This window comes from Rhodobacteraceae bacterium M382, from assembly GCA_025141015.1.
Classification (GTDB): domain Bacteria; phylum Pseudomonadota; class Alphaproteobacteria; order Rhodobacterales; family Rhodobacteraceae; genus Aliisedimentitalea; species Aliisedimentitalea scapharcae.
Genome location: CP081098.1, coordinates 1064773 through 1078705, shown reverse-complemented (window position 1 = coordinate 1078705; position 13933 = coordinate 1064773). Strand labels below are relative to the sequence as shown.

General features: G+C 60.1%; 13 protein-coding genes. 3 read left to right on the top strand and 10 right to left on the bottom strand.

Going from position 1 to position 13933, the window contains the following annotated elements:
- Positions 1–28: 28 nt before the first annotated feature.
- From K3727_04865 to K3727_04855, 3 genes are read right to left on the bottom strand one after another with little or no spacing between them, the layout of a single operon-like run.
- Positions 29–481, bottom strand: a complete 453-nt coding sequence (locus tag K3727_04865) for a hypothetical protein (protein UWQ92132.1) — start codon at positions 479–481, stop codon at positions 29–31.
- 24 nt (positions 482–505) lie between these two features.
- On the bottom strand, positions 506–1549 hold the full coding sequence (locus tag K3727_04860) for an MBL fold metallo-hydrolase (GenBank protein UWQ92131.1): 1044 nt from the start codon (positions 1547–1549) through the stop codon (positions 506–508).
- 3 nt (positions 1550–1552) lie between these two features.
- A complete protein-coding gene (locus K3727_04855) occupies positions 1553–3256 on the bottom strand; it encodes an acyl-CoA dehydrogenase (GenBank protein UWQ92130.1) in 1704 nt (567 codons plus the stop codon).
- Between the two features lie 166 nt (positions 3257–3422).
- Here K3727_04855 and K3727_04850 point away from each other — a divergent pair, with 166 nt between their 5' ends.
- Positions 3423–4373 (top strand): threonylcarbamoyl-AMP synthase, encoded by a 951-nt coding sequence (locus K3727_04850; GenBank protein ID UWQ93272.1) that lies wholly within the window; start codon positions 3423–3425, stop codon positions 4371–4373.
- Positions 4374–4420: 47 nt separating this feature from the next.
- On the opposite strand, the gene K3727_04845 is transcribed toward K3727_04850, so the two are convergent.
- Positions 4421–4978, bottom strand: a complete 558-nt coding sequence (locus tag K3727_04845) for a YqgE/AlgH family protein (GenBank protein ID UWQ92129.1) — start codon at positions 4976–4978, stop codon at positions 4421–4423.
- Between the two features lie 192 nt (positions 4979–5170).
- Between K3727_04845 and K3727_04840 the strand changes: the two genes are divergently transcribed.
- Together K3727_04840 and K3727_04835 are read left to right on the top strand one after the other, a co-directional pair.
- Positions 5171–5980: a hypothetical protein gene (locus K3727_04840; protein ID UWQ92128.1), complete on the top strand. Its 810-nt coding sequence runs from the start codon at positions 5171–5173 to the stop codon at positions 5978–5980.
- The gene (locus tag K3727_04835) at positions 5977–6396 is read left to right on the top strand and encodes an NUDIX hydrolase (GenBank protein ID UWQ92127.1); all 420 of its coding nucleotides are present in this window, start codon (positions 5977–5979) and stop codon (positions 6394–6396) included. The genes K3727_04840 and K3727_04835 overlap by 4 nt, the downstream gene beginning before the upstream one ends.
- Positions 6397–6412: 16 nt before the next feature.
- Here the strand turns inward: K3727_04835 and K3727_04830 are convergent, their stop codons facing one another.
- The 6 genes from K3727_04830 to K3727_04805 form a co-directional block, all read right to left on the bottom strand.
- The gene (locus K3727_04830) at positions 6413–9814 is read right to left on the bottom strand and encodes an efflux RND transporter permease subunit (GenBank protein UWQ92126.1); all 3402 of its coding nucleotides are present in this window, start codon (positions 9812–9814) and stop codon (positions 6413–6415) included.
- 6 nt (positions 9815–9820) lie between these two features.
- Positions 9821–11275, bottom strand: a complete 1455-nt coding sequence (locus K3727_04825) for an HlyD family efflux transporter periplasmic adaptor subunit (GenBank protein ID UWQ92125.1) — start codon at positions 11273–11275, stop codon at positions 9821–9823.
- A gap of 105 nt (positions 11276–11380) precedes the next feature.
- Positions 11381–11923 (bottom strand): molybdenum cofactor biosynthesis protein B, encoded by a 543-nt coding sequence (gene moaB / locus K3727_04820; GenBank protein UWQ92124.1) that lies wholly within the window; start codon positions 11921–11923, stop codon positions 11381–11383.
- 6 nt (positions 11924–11929) lie between these two features.
- Positions 11930–12550: a LysE family translocator gene (locus tag K3727_04815; protein ID UWQ92123.1), complete on the bottom strand. Its 621-nt coding sequence runs from the start codon at positions 12548–12550 to the stop codon at positions 11930–11932.
- Positions 12547–13146: a metallophosphoesterase gene (locus tag K3727_04810; GenBank protein ID UWQ92122.1), complete on the bottom strand. Its 600-nt coding sequence runs from the start codon at positions 13144–13146 to the stop codon at positions 12547–12549. The genes K3727_04815 and K3727_04810 overlap by 4 nt, the downstream gene beginning before the upstream one ends.
- Positions 13143–13907, bottom strand: a complete 765-nt coding sequence (locus K3727_04805; protein ID UWQ92121.1) for a uracil-DNA glycosylase — start codon at positions 13905–13907, stop codon at positions 13143–13145. The genes K3727_04810 and K3727_04805 overlap by 4 nt, the downstream gene beginning before the upstream one ends.
- Positions 13908–13933: the final 26 nt, after the last annotated feature.

Here is a 13933-nt window from a genome sequence, read left to right as displayed (position 1 = left end):
CTCGTTAATGAACCGGAAAGAACCGCTCTCAGCCGTCCCCAAGATCCGAGGCCAGACGAAACCCGATCCGGCGGGCTGGTGCTGCCTGGCTGGGTCGCGGCAAGGCCCGCAACATCACATTCAGTTGGCTGACGTGCTGAACCAATTGGGTACGCGCGCCATGATCATCCGAACCATAGAACGTAATGATATCCGGGTCGTAGTACCCCAGCCCTTCGATCCGCAGCACTCCGGTGTTGCCACCGACAAACCCCATGGCAACCTCGTGTTCGCCATCCAGTTGCTCTTCGAAATTGCGGATATACAGGATCAGACGTTCATAGGCCCATCGCGACGGGCTTTTGTGATCAGCGGGTTGTGCCATCTGTTCGGGAACATTTTTCAACCCGGCACAGGCTTCGGGGTCGGCGTGAACTTCGTGCACACAGGGCAGAATGGCTGCTTCCAGCGCCTCTGCCGAGGTTGAGATTTCGTTGTCCATGGCCGCTACTCCCCTAATTGCGCCTCACTTGCGCTGATACAGCCAGGCCCCGTCTTCGCGTTTGGTGCGGGTCACCTGACCGATACAGTACAGATGATTTACATGGGCCACCGACTCGACCAAGGCAAGCCCGTATTCACCGGTACCGATCTTGCGCTTGAACAGAGGTGAGAAGCACTCCGCGGCGGTTTGGGGTTTGTCCAGGTGATCCAGCAACCGTTCCAGCGCCCCGTGGTGATTGTCGATCAGCTGGCGCATCCGCAGCGGCAACCGCATGAACGGCAGCTTGTGCCCCCCCAAAGCCAGGTGATCCGGGCGCGCCAGATGGATCAGACGTTCACAGGCCTCCAGCCAATCGGCAAGTGGATCGGCCATCGGCTCGGTCGCATAGACACCGATATTGGGGCTGATGGAGCTCAGGATCTGATCGCCGGTGATCACCAGATTGTCATCTCGGCTCCAGAATGTGGCGTGTTCGGGGGCGTGGCCATTGCCGATATGCACGTCCCAGTCACGCCCACCCATGCGGAACACGTCGCCCTGTTTGATCCGGGTGAACCCCAGCGGCATGGGATAGACCGTATCCGCAAAATTGAACGGCCGATCCTTGGCGCGTGCCTCATAAATCTCGTGATCCATGCCCGCACTGCGGTAATAGGCCAATGTCTCGGCCGGCCATTCCTCCTGCACATCCAGCGTCAGCATCCGCGAGAAAAGCCAAGCGGTGCGGGTAGTGACCAATTCGCAGCCATGTTCGGATTGAAACCAACCTGCCAACCCGATGTGGTCAGGGTGGTGATGGGTCGCCACAACCCGTTTGATCGGCTTGCCCTTGAGCGGGCCTGCCATCAGCTCTTCCCAGATCGCCCGGGATTTTCGGGTGGAAAACCCGGTGTCGACAATGGTCCAGCCATCACCATCATCCAATGCATAGACATTGACATGGTCCAGCTTCATCGGGAGCGGCTGACGCATCCACAACACGCCTTCGGCGACTTCGATAGCCTCGCCCTGAGCAGGCGGGGTTGCCCAGGGGGTGCGAACGGAAACTTCGGGAACGCTGGTCACGAATCAACCCGCCAGTTCATCAAGGGTCAGGGCAAAGGTCGTCGCAGCCCCTTCGGTCGCGGCAGCCAGCAGCGCCGTATGTTCGGGCAGCATCCTGTTGATATAAAACCGCGCCAGCTTTTCGCGCGGCCCGCCCAGATCTGCCATGGCAGCAGTCAGGTGATAATGGCCGCCCAACACCCGGGCAAACGCCTTGAGATATGGCACAGACCCGGCAAAACGGTCCTGCATGTCGGTCTGCTCCGTCACCCACTCGGTGGCTTCGCGCAGGCTTTCGCATGCCTGCCAGACGCTTTCAGCCATGTTCGGATGGGTGGTTCGGGCGCGCTCGGCCTGATGCTCGATCTCATCAATCAGAGCGTGCGCCATGTCGCCGCCATCCATCATCTTGCGTGCCACCAGATCCATGGATTGGATGCCATTGGTACCTTCGTAGATCGCAGTCACGCGGGCATCACGGTAATACTGCGCCGCCCCGGTTTCCTCGATAAAGCCCATGCCGCCGTGCACCTGAACCCCGGTTTCCGCAATGCGGATGCCCGTATCCGTGCAAAACGCCTTGGCGATCGGTGTCAGAAAAGCTGCGCGGGCGGACCATTCGGCATTGCCAGTGGCGGTCTGCATGTCGATCGCCACAGAACAGGCCAACAGGATGGCACGCGCGGCAAACAGATCCGCCTTCATCTCCATCAGCATCCGACGCACATCGGCGTGATCGACAATGGTGCCCGAGGGTGTCTTGCCCTGTTTGCGTTCGAGCGCATAGGCCAGCGCGTGCTGATAAGCACCTTCGCCCACACCAACACCCTGACCGCCGACACCCAGACGGGCGTTGTTCATCATTGTGAACATCGCGGCCATGCCGCCGTGTTCCTTGCCCACAAGCCACCCCTTGGCCCCGTCGAACTGCATCACGCAGGTGGGCGAGCCATGCAGGCCCATCTTGTGTTCCAGGCTCACGACCTTGAGACTGTTGGCCACGCCGGGAGCACCGTCATCGTCGGGGATGTGTTTCGGCACCAGAAACAGGCTGATTCCCTTGGTCCCCGGAACCCCGTCGGGCAGCCGCGCCAGGACCAGATGGCACACATTTTCGGTAATGTCGTTGTCGCCCCAGCTGATAAAGATCTTTTGCCCGGTCACCGCATAGGTTCCGTCGCCGTTGTCCGTTGCCTTTGAGTTTAGCGCGCCGACATCCGATCCGGCCTGGGGCTCCGTCAGGTTCATTGTTCCGGCCCATTCCCCCGAAATCAGTTTCGGAAGGTACAAGTCCTTGAGCGCGTCGCTGGCGTGATGTTCCAGTGCTTCGATCTGGCCCTGGCTCATCAGGGGGGCCAGTTGCAACGACAGACAGGCAGCCGACATCATTTCATTGACAGATGTGGTCAGGGTCATCGGCAACCCCATGCCGCCGTGCTCCACCGGGGCGCTCATTCCGATCCACCCCCCGTCGGCAATCTGCTTCCAACCATCGGCGAAACCCGGAGAAGTCCGCACCACGCCATTTTCCAAGATGGCCGGTTCCAGGTCACCGCCCCGTTGCAGGGGGGCCATGATCTCTTCGGTCATCTTGCCCGCTTCGGCAAGGATTGCGCTGACCAGATCATCCGAAGCTTCTCCAAACCGATCGGTTGCGGACACCTGATCGTACCCGACCACATGGTTCAGCAGGAATTGATAATCGGAGACGGGGGCGCGATAGGTCATGGGCGTCCTCTTTGCAGGCTTGGCAACCGAGTTGCAGGTCAGGGCACAGATCGTGTCAGGGCACAGATGGGGTTGGAATTTCCACCGCGCACCGGTAATCAAGTGGGCTTGGACGTCTTACCTAAAGACACGCCCCATGCAAGCAACCAAAACGCCGCGTCATGCCATGAACCCAGAACGTACCGTCACTTTTGGCCCGTCCGAGGCCGACCTGGACCAGGCCGCAGCCCTGTTGCGCGCCGGGCGTTTGGTCGCGTTTGCGACCGAAACCGTTTACGGGCTGGGGGGGGATGCACGACTGGGAGAGGCGGTTGCTGCCATCTATGCCGCCAAGGGGCGACCCAGCTTCAACCCATTGATTGCACATGTCGCTTCGGTCGCTGCAGCCCAGCAACTGGTCCAATGGAACGATTGGGCCGACATGCTGGCCAGCGCCTTTTGGCCCGGACCGATGACGCTGGTTCTACCGCTACGCCCTGGTCACGGGGTGTCCGAACTGGTGACAGCCGGATTGCCAACACTGGCCGTTCGGGTGCCCGCGCATCCAACAGCCCAACGCCTGTTGGACAAGGTCGGCGGACCGGTGGCTGCTCCATCCGCCAATCCATCCGGCAAGATCAGCCCGACAACCGCACAGCATGTTGCGGACGGGCTTAGCGGCCGGATCGCTGCCATTGTGGATGACGGGCCCTGCTCTGTCGGATTGGAATCCACGATCATCGGGCTGGCTGGGGACAATCCGATGTTGTTGCGCCCTGGCGGAGTGCCCGCCGAGGCAATAGAGGCTGCCCTGGGGCGAAAGCTGGTGGCGCATGATGCTGGAGATCCACTGACAGCACCGGGACAATTGCTGTCCCATTACGCGCCGACAGCATCCGTGCGACTGTACGCCCAAACTCCTAAACCCGGAGAGCTGTTTTTGGGATTTGGTCCTGGCATATGCGATCTGAACTTGTCTGCTGCTGGCGATTTGCTGGAAGCTGCGGCCAATCTGTTCGGGCATCTGCACCGGCTGGATGGCATGGGCAAACCGATCGCAGTCGCACCTATTCCCGACCGTGGGCTGGGCGTCGCGATCAATGACAGGCTGCGCCGCGCGGCCGCACCACGGGATTGAACCGGCGCAAACGTCAGCTTTCTTGCGGCGATCTGTGCAAATTCAGATCAGGCGTGGCCCGCGCTGCCCGACAGGCTGAGCGGGTCGACCCCCAGGGATTGCAGCGCGGCTTCCCATTTGGTGTTGTCATCCACATCAAAAACCAGATCTTGGGAGGCATCCGTCGTCAGCCAGCCATTCTTGGCAATCTCGTCTTCGAGCTGCCCCGGCCCCCACCCTGCATACCCAAGCATCATCAATACTTTGCGCGGGCCACGACCGGCTGCGATATCTTCGAGAATATCCAGCGTCGCAGTCATTGAAAAAGCTTCGTCCACATGCATTGAATGCAGGCTGGCATCGTAATCTGCCGTGTGCAGAACAAACCCGCGCGCGGTTTCGACCGGTCCCCCGAAATGGATCGGCAGGTTGGCCCGCTCTTCGGATTCGGGTTTGATTTCCAGCTGTTTGAGCAATTCGGCCAGCCGCACATCCACAGCTGCCTTGTTGACGATCAGCCCCATTGCACCGTCTTCTGAGTGAGAACACAGGTAGATCACCGTATGTTCGAACCTCATGTCACCCATGCCGGGCATCGCAATCAAAAGTTTGCCTGTCAGATCCATCTGGTTCCGCCTGCGGGTTGTTGCTTGATCAATCAGCGCCGAGTCTGGCAACTGCTTGTCACTATTCAACAATGACGCCCCAAACCGTCGCAATCAAGAGCCCGTATGCTGATGCGTCGAAACATTTCCCTCGCGCAGGCCCTAACCATAACGTGACTTGGCATTTCATTCTCCAATGCGCATGTATGTCGCATGAGTTTTGCACCGAAGATATCGCTTGCTGCCTGTCTGATGGCGTTTTGTGCGCCGGCTGCCATTGCCGGACCGCTGGATGACCTGGTCAAGATCGAAGTGCTGGATGGTGGGGCAACCCAATCCGGCACCTATCGCGCCGCTTTGCGCCTGACCTTGGCCGATGGCTGGAAGACGTATTGGCGTTCGCCCGGTGATGCCGGAATCCCACCCAGTTTTTCCTGGCGTGGGTCGCGCAATTTGGGAAATATTGCGATCACGTGGCCGACACCACAGGTGTTTTCAACGTCTGGGATGCAAACCATCGGCTATGTCGATCAGTTGACCCTGCCAATCGAGATCACACCCGACACCACAGGTCGACCAATCCGGCTAAAGGGTCGAATGGAGTTGGGGATCTGCAAAGACGTCTGTGTCCCGTCGGAATTGAAATTTGATCATACCCTGGATCTGGACGCCGATCGCAATCCATCCATCCTGGCAGCATTGGCGGCGCGCCCGTATTCTTCTGCAGAGGCAGGCGTGACCGCTGCAACATGTCGTCTGAAACCGACCCGTAACGGGATGCAGGTCGAAGCCCGCATTTCCATGCCATCGACAGGTGGCACCGAAGTGGCTGTAATCGAACCCGGAAGCCCAGACATCTGGGCCTCGCACACAGCGTCCGAACGTCACGGCAATACCTTGGTCGCCACCACCGAGCTGATTCATTCCAGCGGCGAACCCTATGCGCTGGACCGGTCTCAGATTCGCATCACCGTTCTGGGACGCAACCACGCCGTCGACATTCAGGGCTGCACTCCCGGATGATCCGCCCGGTATTGGGAACCATTGCTGTCGTCTGTCACGAGCAGCAGGTCATCCTGGTGCAACGGGGCAAGGAACCTCGCGCCGGAATGTGGGGATTTCCCGGCGGCCACGTGGAATTGGGTGAGACCGCCCTGCAGGCTGCCGCCCGTGAATTGCTGGAGGAGACGGGTGTCATCGCCCGGCCACGGCAGTATCTCACCAATATCGACGTGATTGCGCGGAATGAAACTGGTGGAATTAGCGCCCATTATTTGCTGACTGCGGTGCTGTGCGACTATGTCTCGGGTCAACCTGTTGCCGCCGATGACGCAGCACAGGCCGGGTGGTACCCCGTTGACGGTCTCGAAACGGCAGGTCTGGATCTGCTGGATCAGGTTATCGATGTTGCCCGGCTTGCTCAGCGCCACATGGGCTGAGGTTCAAACAGGCAAATCAGACCGGCCCTTTGGCCGTCTTGCGGGCGAAAACCGCAGCAGACATCAGATAAACCACCGCTACAATCCCAGCCATCCCAACAACAAACGCAGCCAATCCGGCACGCATCGGAGCCATGTCAGCCAGTGGCGGCACGTGTTCGGCCAGCATCGGGTGGATGCCACCCTGAACCATCGCCCACCCCAAGGTTGCAATCAGCCATCCGAAGCTCAGAGTACCTGAGACCACCACCGGAAAAATTGGTCCACGACCGCTGCGCAACGTCCGGCGCAGCGCGGCAAAGGGACGGGCCACGTCTCGTTGCATTGCAACCAGCGCCGGAACCACCAGCAGGACCAGAACCATGCCAAAACCCAGTCCATAGACCAACGTAATCACTGTGGGCTTCAGGAATTGGGCCTGCTGAGATTGTTCATACAGCAGCGGGGCCAGCCCCAGAACCGTCGTCAGCGTTGTCAGCAGAACCGGGCGCAACCGGTCAGCCGTGGCTTCGACAATCGACGGAAACAGGCCCCGGTCCTTGGTGTATTCATCAATCGTGGTGACCAGAACGATGGAATCGTTGATGATGATCCCGGTCATGCCCAACAGGCCGACAACCGTGAACATGCTCAGCGGCACTTCCCATATGTAATGCCCCCAAATCGTGCCGACCAACCCGAACGGGATGATCGCCATCACCACCAGCGGACGGGTCCAGCTGGCAAAGACCCAGGCCAACACCAGGTAAATGCCGCTCAAACACAGGATCAATCCAGTCCGTGCCTCCTGCAGGAATTCATCCTCTTGCTCACTCAACCCCGACAGGCGCCATTCCACCTGGCGTTCGCTGGCAATCTTGGGCAGGATTTCGGTCTCCAGCGCTTCACCAATCGCTTCGGCGCGGGCCGGGTCGTCTTCGGAAATGTCACCTTTGACCGAGATCACCCGCACACCATTCTCGCGCCGCACCGACGAGAACCCGGTACGCTGTTTCACTGTCACGATATCCGCAAGCGGCACATAGATCCCTTGCGGGGATCGCAACAGGGTTCGTTCCAGGAAATCGGCTGTCAGCTCTCCCTCAGGCAGTTCGACCCGGATCGTTGCGGATCGGGGTCCGTCGGGATAGGTCGCGGCCTCGATCCCGTTCAAACGCGCCCTCAGAGCCCGCCCAAGGCTGTCGATGGTAAAATTCAGCGCCTGCCCCTGTGCCGTCAGATCCAGGATCAGTTCTTCTTTGTCATAGGCCAGCGTGTCCTCGACGGCCGAAACCTCCGGGTATCGGATCAACGCGGTTTTCAGATCCTCCGACGCTGCCTTGAGCGTATCCACATCCGAACCAAAGAATTGCACGTCCAGCGCGTCTCCGCCGGGACCTGAACGCCAACCGCGAAACGACACGGTTTCGACCAAAGGATGACGCACCACCCGGTCTTGCAGTTCACCAACAAAGGCAAAGCTGGAGTACTCCGGTCGCAAATCGGCGTCGATCAATTCAATCGATATGCCGCCCAACAGGTCCTTGTCCTTGGCTTCCACACCGGACAGGCCGCGTCCGGCGTTGCCGCCGATTTCCGCCATCACATAGTCCAACGGGTTCAACCCATAGCGGTCAGCGTATTCGTCGCCCAGCGCCTCGGTCGCACGCTGCATTTCGCGCATCATCGCCAGAGTGTCTTCACGGGTGGCCCCTTCGGCCATGGCGAAATTCCCGGTCACGGACCCGCGTTCAGGGGCGTTAAAGAACCGCCATTTCACGTCACCCTGGATGAACAGGGCCATCTGGCTGGCCAAAATCACCAGCGCCCCCGCGACAACGGCGTAGCGCGCCCAGATCACCCAGGCGACCAAAGGACGGAACAGATGGTCTCGCACCCAGCGGAACCCCGCGTTTACCACCCGGTTGGGAATGTCATACCAATGCTGCTTGGCCGAATGGGCGATTGCATGGCTCATGTGATGTGGAAGGATCAGGAAACATTCGACAAGCGACGCCAGCAACACGGCAATCACGGTAAAGGGAATGTCGCGGATCAATTCTCCGAAGCGACCCCCAATGGCCGTGAGACCAAAGAACGCAATGACCGTGGTGACCGTCGCCGCCAACACCGGCATAGCCATACGCCGCGCCGCATTTTCCGAAGCTACAACCGGATGCTCCCCCAGGCGCCGGGCCCGGAAATCGGCATGTTCCCCAACGACGATGGCATCATCCACCACAATGCCCAACGTGATGATCAACCCAAACAGGCTGACCATATTGATGGTCAAACCAGCAGCATACATGATCGCAATAGCGGCAAACATCGCCGCCGGAATGCCCGCCGCGACCCAGAACGCGATACGGGCATTGAGAAAAAGAAACAGCAGGCAGACCACCAACGCCAGCCCGACCAAGCCGTTATCAATCAGAATATCCAAACGCCCGGTGATGGCCGCGGCCCTGGTGCGGATCAATTCGACCGTTACCCCCTGGGGGAGTGACAGCTGCATCTCGGCAGCTACGTCTTCGACTTGGGTCTGGACACCGATCGCGTCGCCCGAGCTGGACCGGTCAATGCGGATCGACATCGCCGGGTGTTCACCAACAAAATAAGTCCGGTTTCGATCCACGCCCTGGCGGCTCACCCGGGCAATATCTTCGATGGTCAGCGTCGAACCATCCGGGTTTGATCGCAGCACAATGGCAGACACATCTTCGGCCGAGCGTTTTTCGGTGCCCGTGCGCACCCTTGCATTGGCCCCCGCCACATCGCCGGCCGGGTCGGCATTGACTTCGGCAGCGATGGCTTCGGCGATCTGAGCCATGGTAATGTCATGGGCGATCAAGCTCGCAGAAGGAATCTCGACCAAAGTCTGCGGTGCTGCCAATCCGCGGATCGTGGTCCGTGTGACTCCGACTTCGAACAGCCGGGCAACAAATTCATCCGCGAACAATGCCAATTGCGCCGGATCTACCGGCCCTGTGATCACCACATCCGTAACCCGGTCGCGCCAAACGCTGGGCCGGACCACCGGGTCATCGGCATCCTCGGGCAGGATCGTCACCGCATCAACGGCATCTTGAATTTCATCCGTAGCGCGTTCAATGTCTGTGTCCGGTTCGAACTCCAGAATGATGGTGGCGCGACCCTCGTTGGAAATACCGGCCGATGTCTCGACCCCATCCACCGCCAGCAAAGCAGGTTCCAGCGCCTGTACGATGGCCCGGTCCACGTCTTCGGGACCAGCACCGTCCCAGGCCACCGAAACCCTGACGTTATCGACAATGACATCGGGAAAAAACTGTGCCCGCATACGCGGGATCGCAGCAACGCCCAGGATCAAAAGGATCACCAGCAACAGATTGGCCGCTGTCCGGTGCCGGGTAAAATAGCTCAGCAGCCCCCCTGCGGATTTGGGCAGGTCACGCACCATGACCGATCAGCCCCCGCTACCGGTTTCGATCCGTCGCACCAGCCCTGCGGGCACCTTGGCCGCCGCCAGCTGTTCCAACACTCTGGACTTGGCCGCTTGGGGCATACGGTCGTTGGCCTGCACCGATGCAACCAGACGGGCGCGATCCTCGTCGCTCAATTCCAGCATTGCAGCCTCGGGTTTCAGCGCGCTTTCCTGACGCAGAGGCCGCACACGGATTCCGGCACCCAGCAATGGGGTGCGCCCGGTCACCACCTCGCGCCCGGCCAGACCATCGCCACGGATCAAAACGTCATCCCCCTGACGCCGCACCAATTCCACCTGCAGGCTCTCAAGACGATCATCTGGACCCACAACCAGAATTGTGCGCGCCGCATCCAACGCCGAAGCTGGAACCCGGGCAACATTGGAAATCTCTGGTTCCTGAACGGCAACGGTTACAAAATCTCCAGGTTTGAACCCCGGTGCTGCTTCAAGCCGCGCAAAGATCACCCGACCGGATTGTCCTTCGCCTGCTGCGCCGCTGTCACGCACGATGACGCCAGAGGCCTCCAGATCCGCGCCGGTGACATCCAATGACACATTCACTGGGGCTGAGATCAGATCACCCGCGGTGTCCAACAATCGGGCATATTGGGCTGTCGATATGCGAAACGCCACTTCCAATGCCTTGGAATCCACCAGTTCGGCAAGCTTTTCGTTGGCCGACACCAGCCGTCCTTCGACCAGAGACACGCCTTGCAACGTCCCATCAAAGGCCGCGCGAACGGTTGTCTCGTCCAAATCTCTCTGTGCTGTGGACAATGCAATGCGGGCGCGGGCCAGTCGGGTTTGCGCCTGGTCGGCCCGCGCCTCGGATTGGGCAACCGCCTGGCCGCGCGATAGAACCGCCTGACGTGCCGAAGCGGCGGTCAGCTCGGCAGCTTCGCTGGCGGCGGCGGTGCCGACTCCGCGTGATTGCAAATCCTGCTGACGCTTAAACGCCCGTTGACGCAGATCCGCCTGATCCTGGGCCGCCACCAATTCGGCACGCGCAAGTTCGAGGTTGCGCGCCGCATCGCGAATCTCCGCTTCGGCATCCTGTAAATCGGCCTGGGCCCGTTCCAACGCCGCCTGCACATCCACCGGGTCGATCTGTACCAGCACCTCGTCGGCCTTCACGGTTCCACCTTCAACGAAACTGTCGGCAAGATGGATGACACGCCCCCGCATCACCGTGCGCAACTCCAGCGACCGGCGGCTCTGGATCTGTCCAAAGGCAGGCAACACCGGGGTCGTCCGGTCATAATTCGCCGTTACCACGTTGACCGCGAACACCCGTTCCCGCGGAGGCGGTGCCGGGCGTTCGTTGCTCAGCCGGGTTTGAACCGCCTGCATGACCAACTGCCCCGCATAAAGCAGCAGGGCCAGCGTCATTGACGCCAGAAAAACCCCGACCAGGCTGTGTCGCAGAAACCGCATGGCAATCCTTAATTCGGGCTGTGTGCCGACCCGGTATAACCTAGTGTCGACACAAGAATTCTCCAACCCACAAAGCGTTTACACAGCGTTACACGCACCAACACGTCATTTCCGTCGCTTGTGTTCCTCCAAACGCGGCATGATTTCCACAAAATTGCAGGGCAAGTGGCGATAATCCAGCTGCATGGACAAGATCCCGTCCCAGGCATCCTTGCAGGCACCTGGGCTGCCAGGCAATGCAAACAGATAGGTACCGCCCGCGACGCCGCCCGTGGCGCGCGATTGCACCGCGCTGGTGCCAATCTTTTCCATCGAAATGATTGTGAACACGGTGCCAAAGGCTTCGATTTCCTTTTCATAGACGTCGCGGTGCGCCTCGACCGTGACATCGCGGCCTGTCAGACCGGTTCCGCCGGTGGAAATCACCACATCCACCTGCGGGTCCCCCACCCAGGCGCGCAGCTGATCGGCGATCTGGTCGCGTTCGTCCTGAATAATCTTGCGATCTGCCAGAATGTGCCCAGCAGCCTTGAGCCGGTCTTCGAGCACTTGCCCCGAACGGTCCTGATCCAGAGATCGACTGTCCGACACGGTCAGCACCGCGATACGAACCGGGATGAATTCCTTGGTTTCATCTATGCGAGACATAGTGCGTCAAGCCCTTTCCATGATGGCCAGCCTCAGCGCCAGCCCGGTAAAAATCGTTCCCGAGATCCGACCCAACCAGCGACCCGCCGTTGCATTGCCGGTCAGGTAATGCCCCATGGATCCGGCAAAAACGCCGACCCCACCGTTCACAAAGAATCCGGTGGTGCCCATGATCGCGCCAAAGATCAGAAATTGGACCAGGATCGATCCGGCCCCCGGATCGACAAATTGCGGGACAAAAGCGAGAACAAACAGGATCACTTTCGGGTTGGTCAGATTGACCAGCATACCGTCTCGAAAGGCTCGAGACGCCCGCGCGGCGCGAATTTCCCCCGGTGCATTGCCACCACGAAACGCGCCCCAGGCCAGATAGAGCAGATAGCAAACCCCAAGCCAACGAATAGCCTCGAACATCCAGGGCATGGCCGCGACAGCAGCTCCCAGACCCAGCCCACCCAGCGCCACATGCACCATGCCACCAACCGAAATCCCGGCGCTGGCAGACAGCGCCGCACGCGGGCCCGAACGTACCCCCTGCCCCAGGCAGAACATCATGTCCGCGCCCGGCGTCAAGTTCAACGCCAAAGCAGCAGGGACAAAGGTAGCAAGCGTAAACATGTCGATCATGTCTGGACCTCGAACCAATTGGGGCGCGGCCCCAAATTCATCACGTCGGTAACACCGATGACTCCGCGTTCGCCCCAACAATCATGCACATGACCGCATAGCATCAATTTGGGCTGAACGCGTTCGACAGCGGCCCGGATGGCGCTGGACCCGACGGACACACCACCGGACGTGCGATCTGCAATCCCTTTGGGCGGGGAATGGGCAATCAGGATGTCGGCCGCCGTGCAGGCATCAAGCATCTGCGCAGCCTGGGATTCCGACAGATCACAGGACCAGCTGCCAAACGGTGTCTCGGGTACGCCATACCCCAGACCAAAAATGTTCAGCCCGCCAAAGCAGCCCCCCTCTCCGTGCAACACGGTGGTTCCCGGCAAAGCGGCCGCGCGCAACTCCTGCGCGCTTTCGGCATTGCCCGGTACAGCAACCATCGGGGCCTTGAGCCCGGACAACAACGCCATCGCATCGCTCAGGCCCATCCGCACATTGCAGAAATCTCCGGCTCCGATGACCAGATCTGCCTCGGCACTGGCCGACACCAGATCGGCGGCGCGGTTGGCATTCAAATGAAGGTCGGAAAAGGCAAGGATCTTCACGCCAGCGCCCCCAACCGCGCCTTGATTTCCAACAGATCAGCCCAGGCCTGACGTTTCATATGCGGCTGACGCAACAGGTAGGCCGGATGGAACATCGGCAGGGCCGGAATGCCCCAGGCATCGCCCCAATTGCCCCGCAGACGGGTGATACCCCGTTTGGCCAGCACAGCCTGACAGCTGATATTTCCCATCAGGATCAACACTTCGGGCTGTGCCAGTTCGACGTGGCGGCGCAGAAACGGCACCATCATCGAGATTTCGATCGGCAAGGGATCCCGGTTCTGAGGGGGGCGCCAAGGCAAGACATTGGTGATATAGACGTTGCTCTCGCGGTTCAGGTCAATGGCATCGAGCATCCGGTCCAGCAATTGCCCCGCCCGCCCGACAAAGGGCTTGCCTTGGCGATCTTCGTCGCGGCCCGGCGCTTCGCCGATGATCATGACACGTGCACCGGCCTGGCCATCGGAAAACACCAGATTACGAGCGCCGCGTTTGAGATCGCAGTGCTCGAAATTGCCCATAGCGTCGCGCAGGTCCGACAGGGAGTTGGCCGCTTTTGCCACCTGTTGCGCCACCACAACCGGATCGACCTCTTTGGATATGACAGGAACGGCGGCCGTTTCGACGGCATTGGGCTTGGGCGCTTTTTGCTCGAGCTCGTAGCGATTGATTGGCGCATCGCTGATCGTCTCGGTCACGCCGAGTTCAATCTGCCAGTCCAGCAAGGCGCGAGCCGTATGATAATCCAGAGCCGATTCCATGCGCCACAGGCTACCCCCTTGCCACC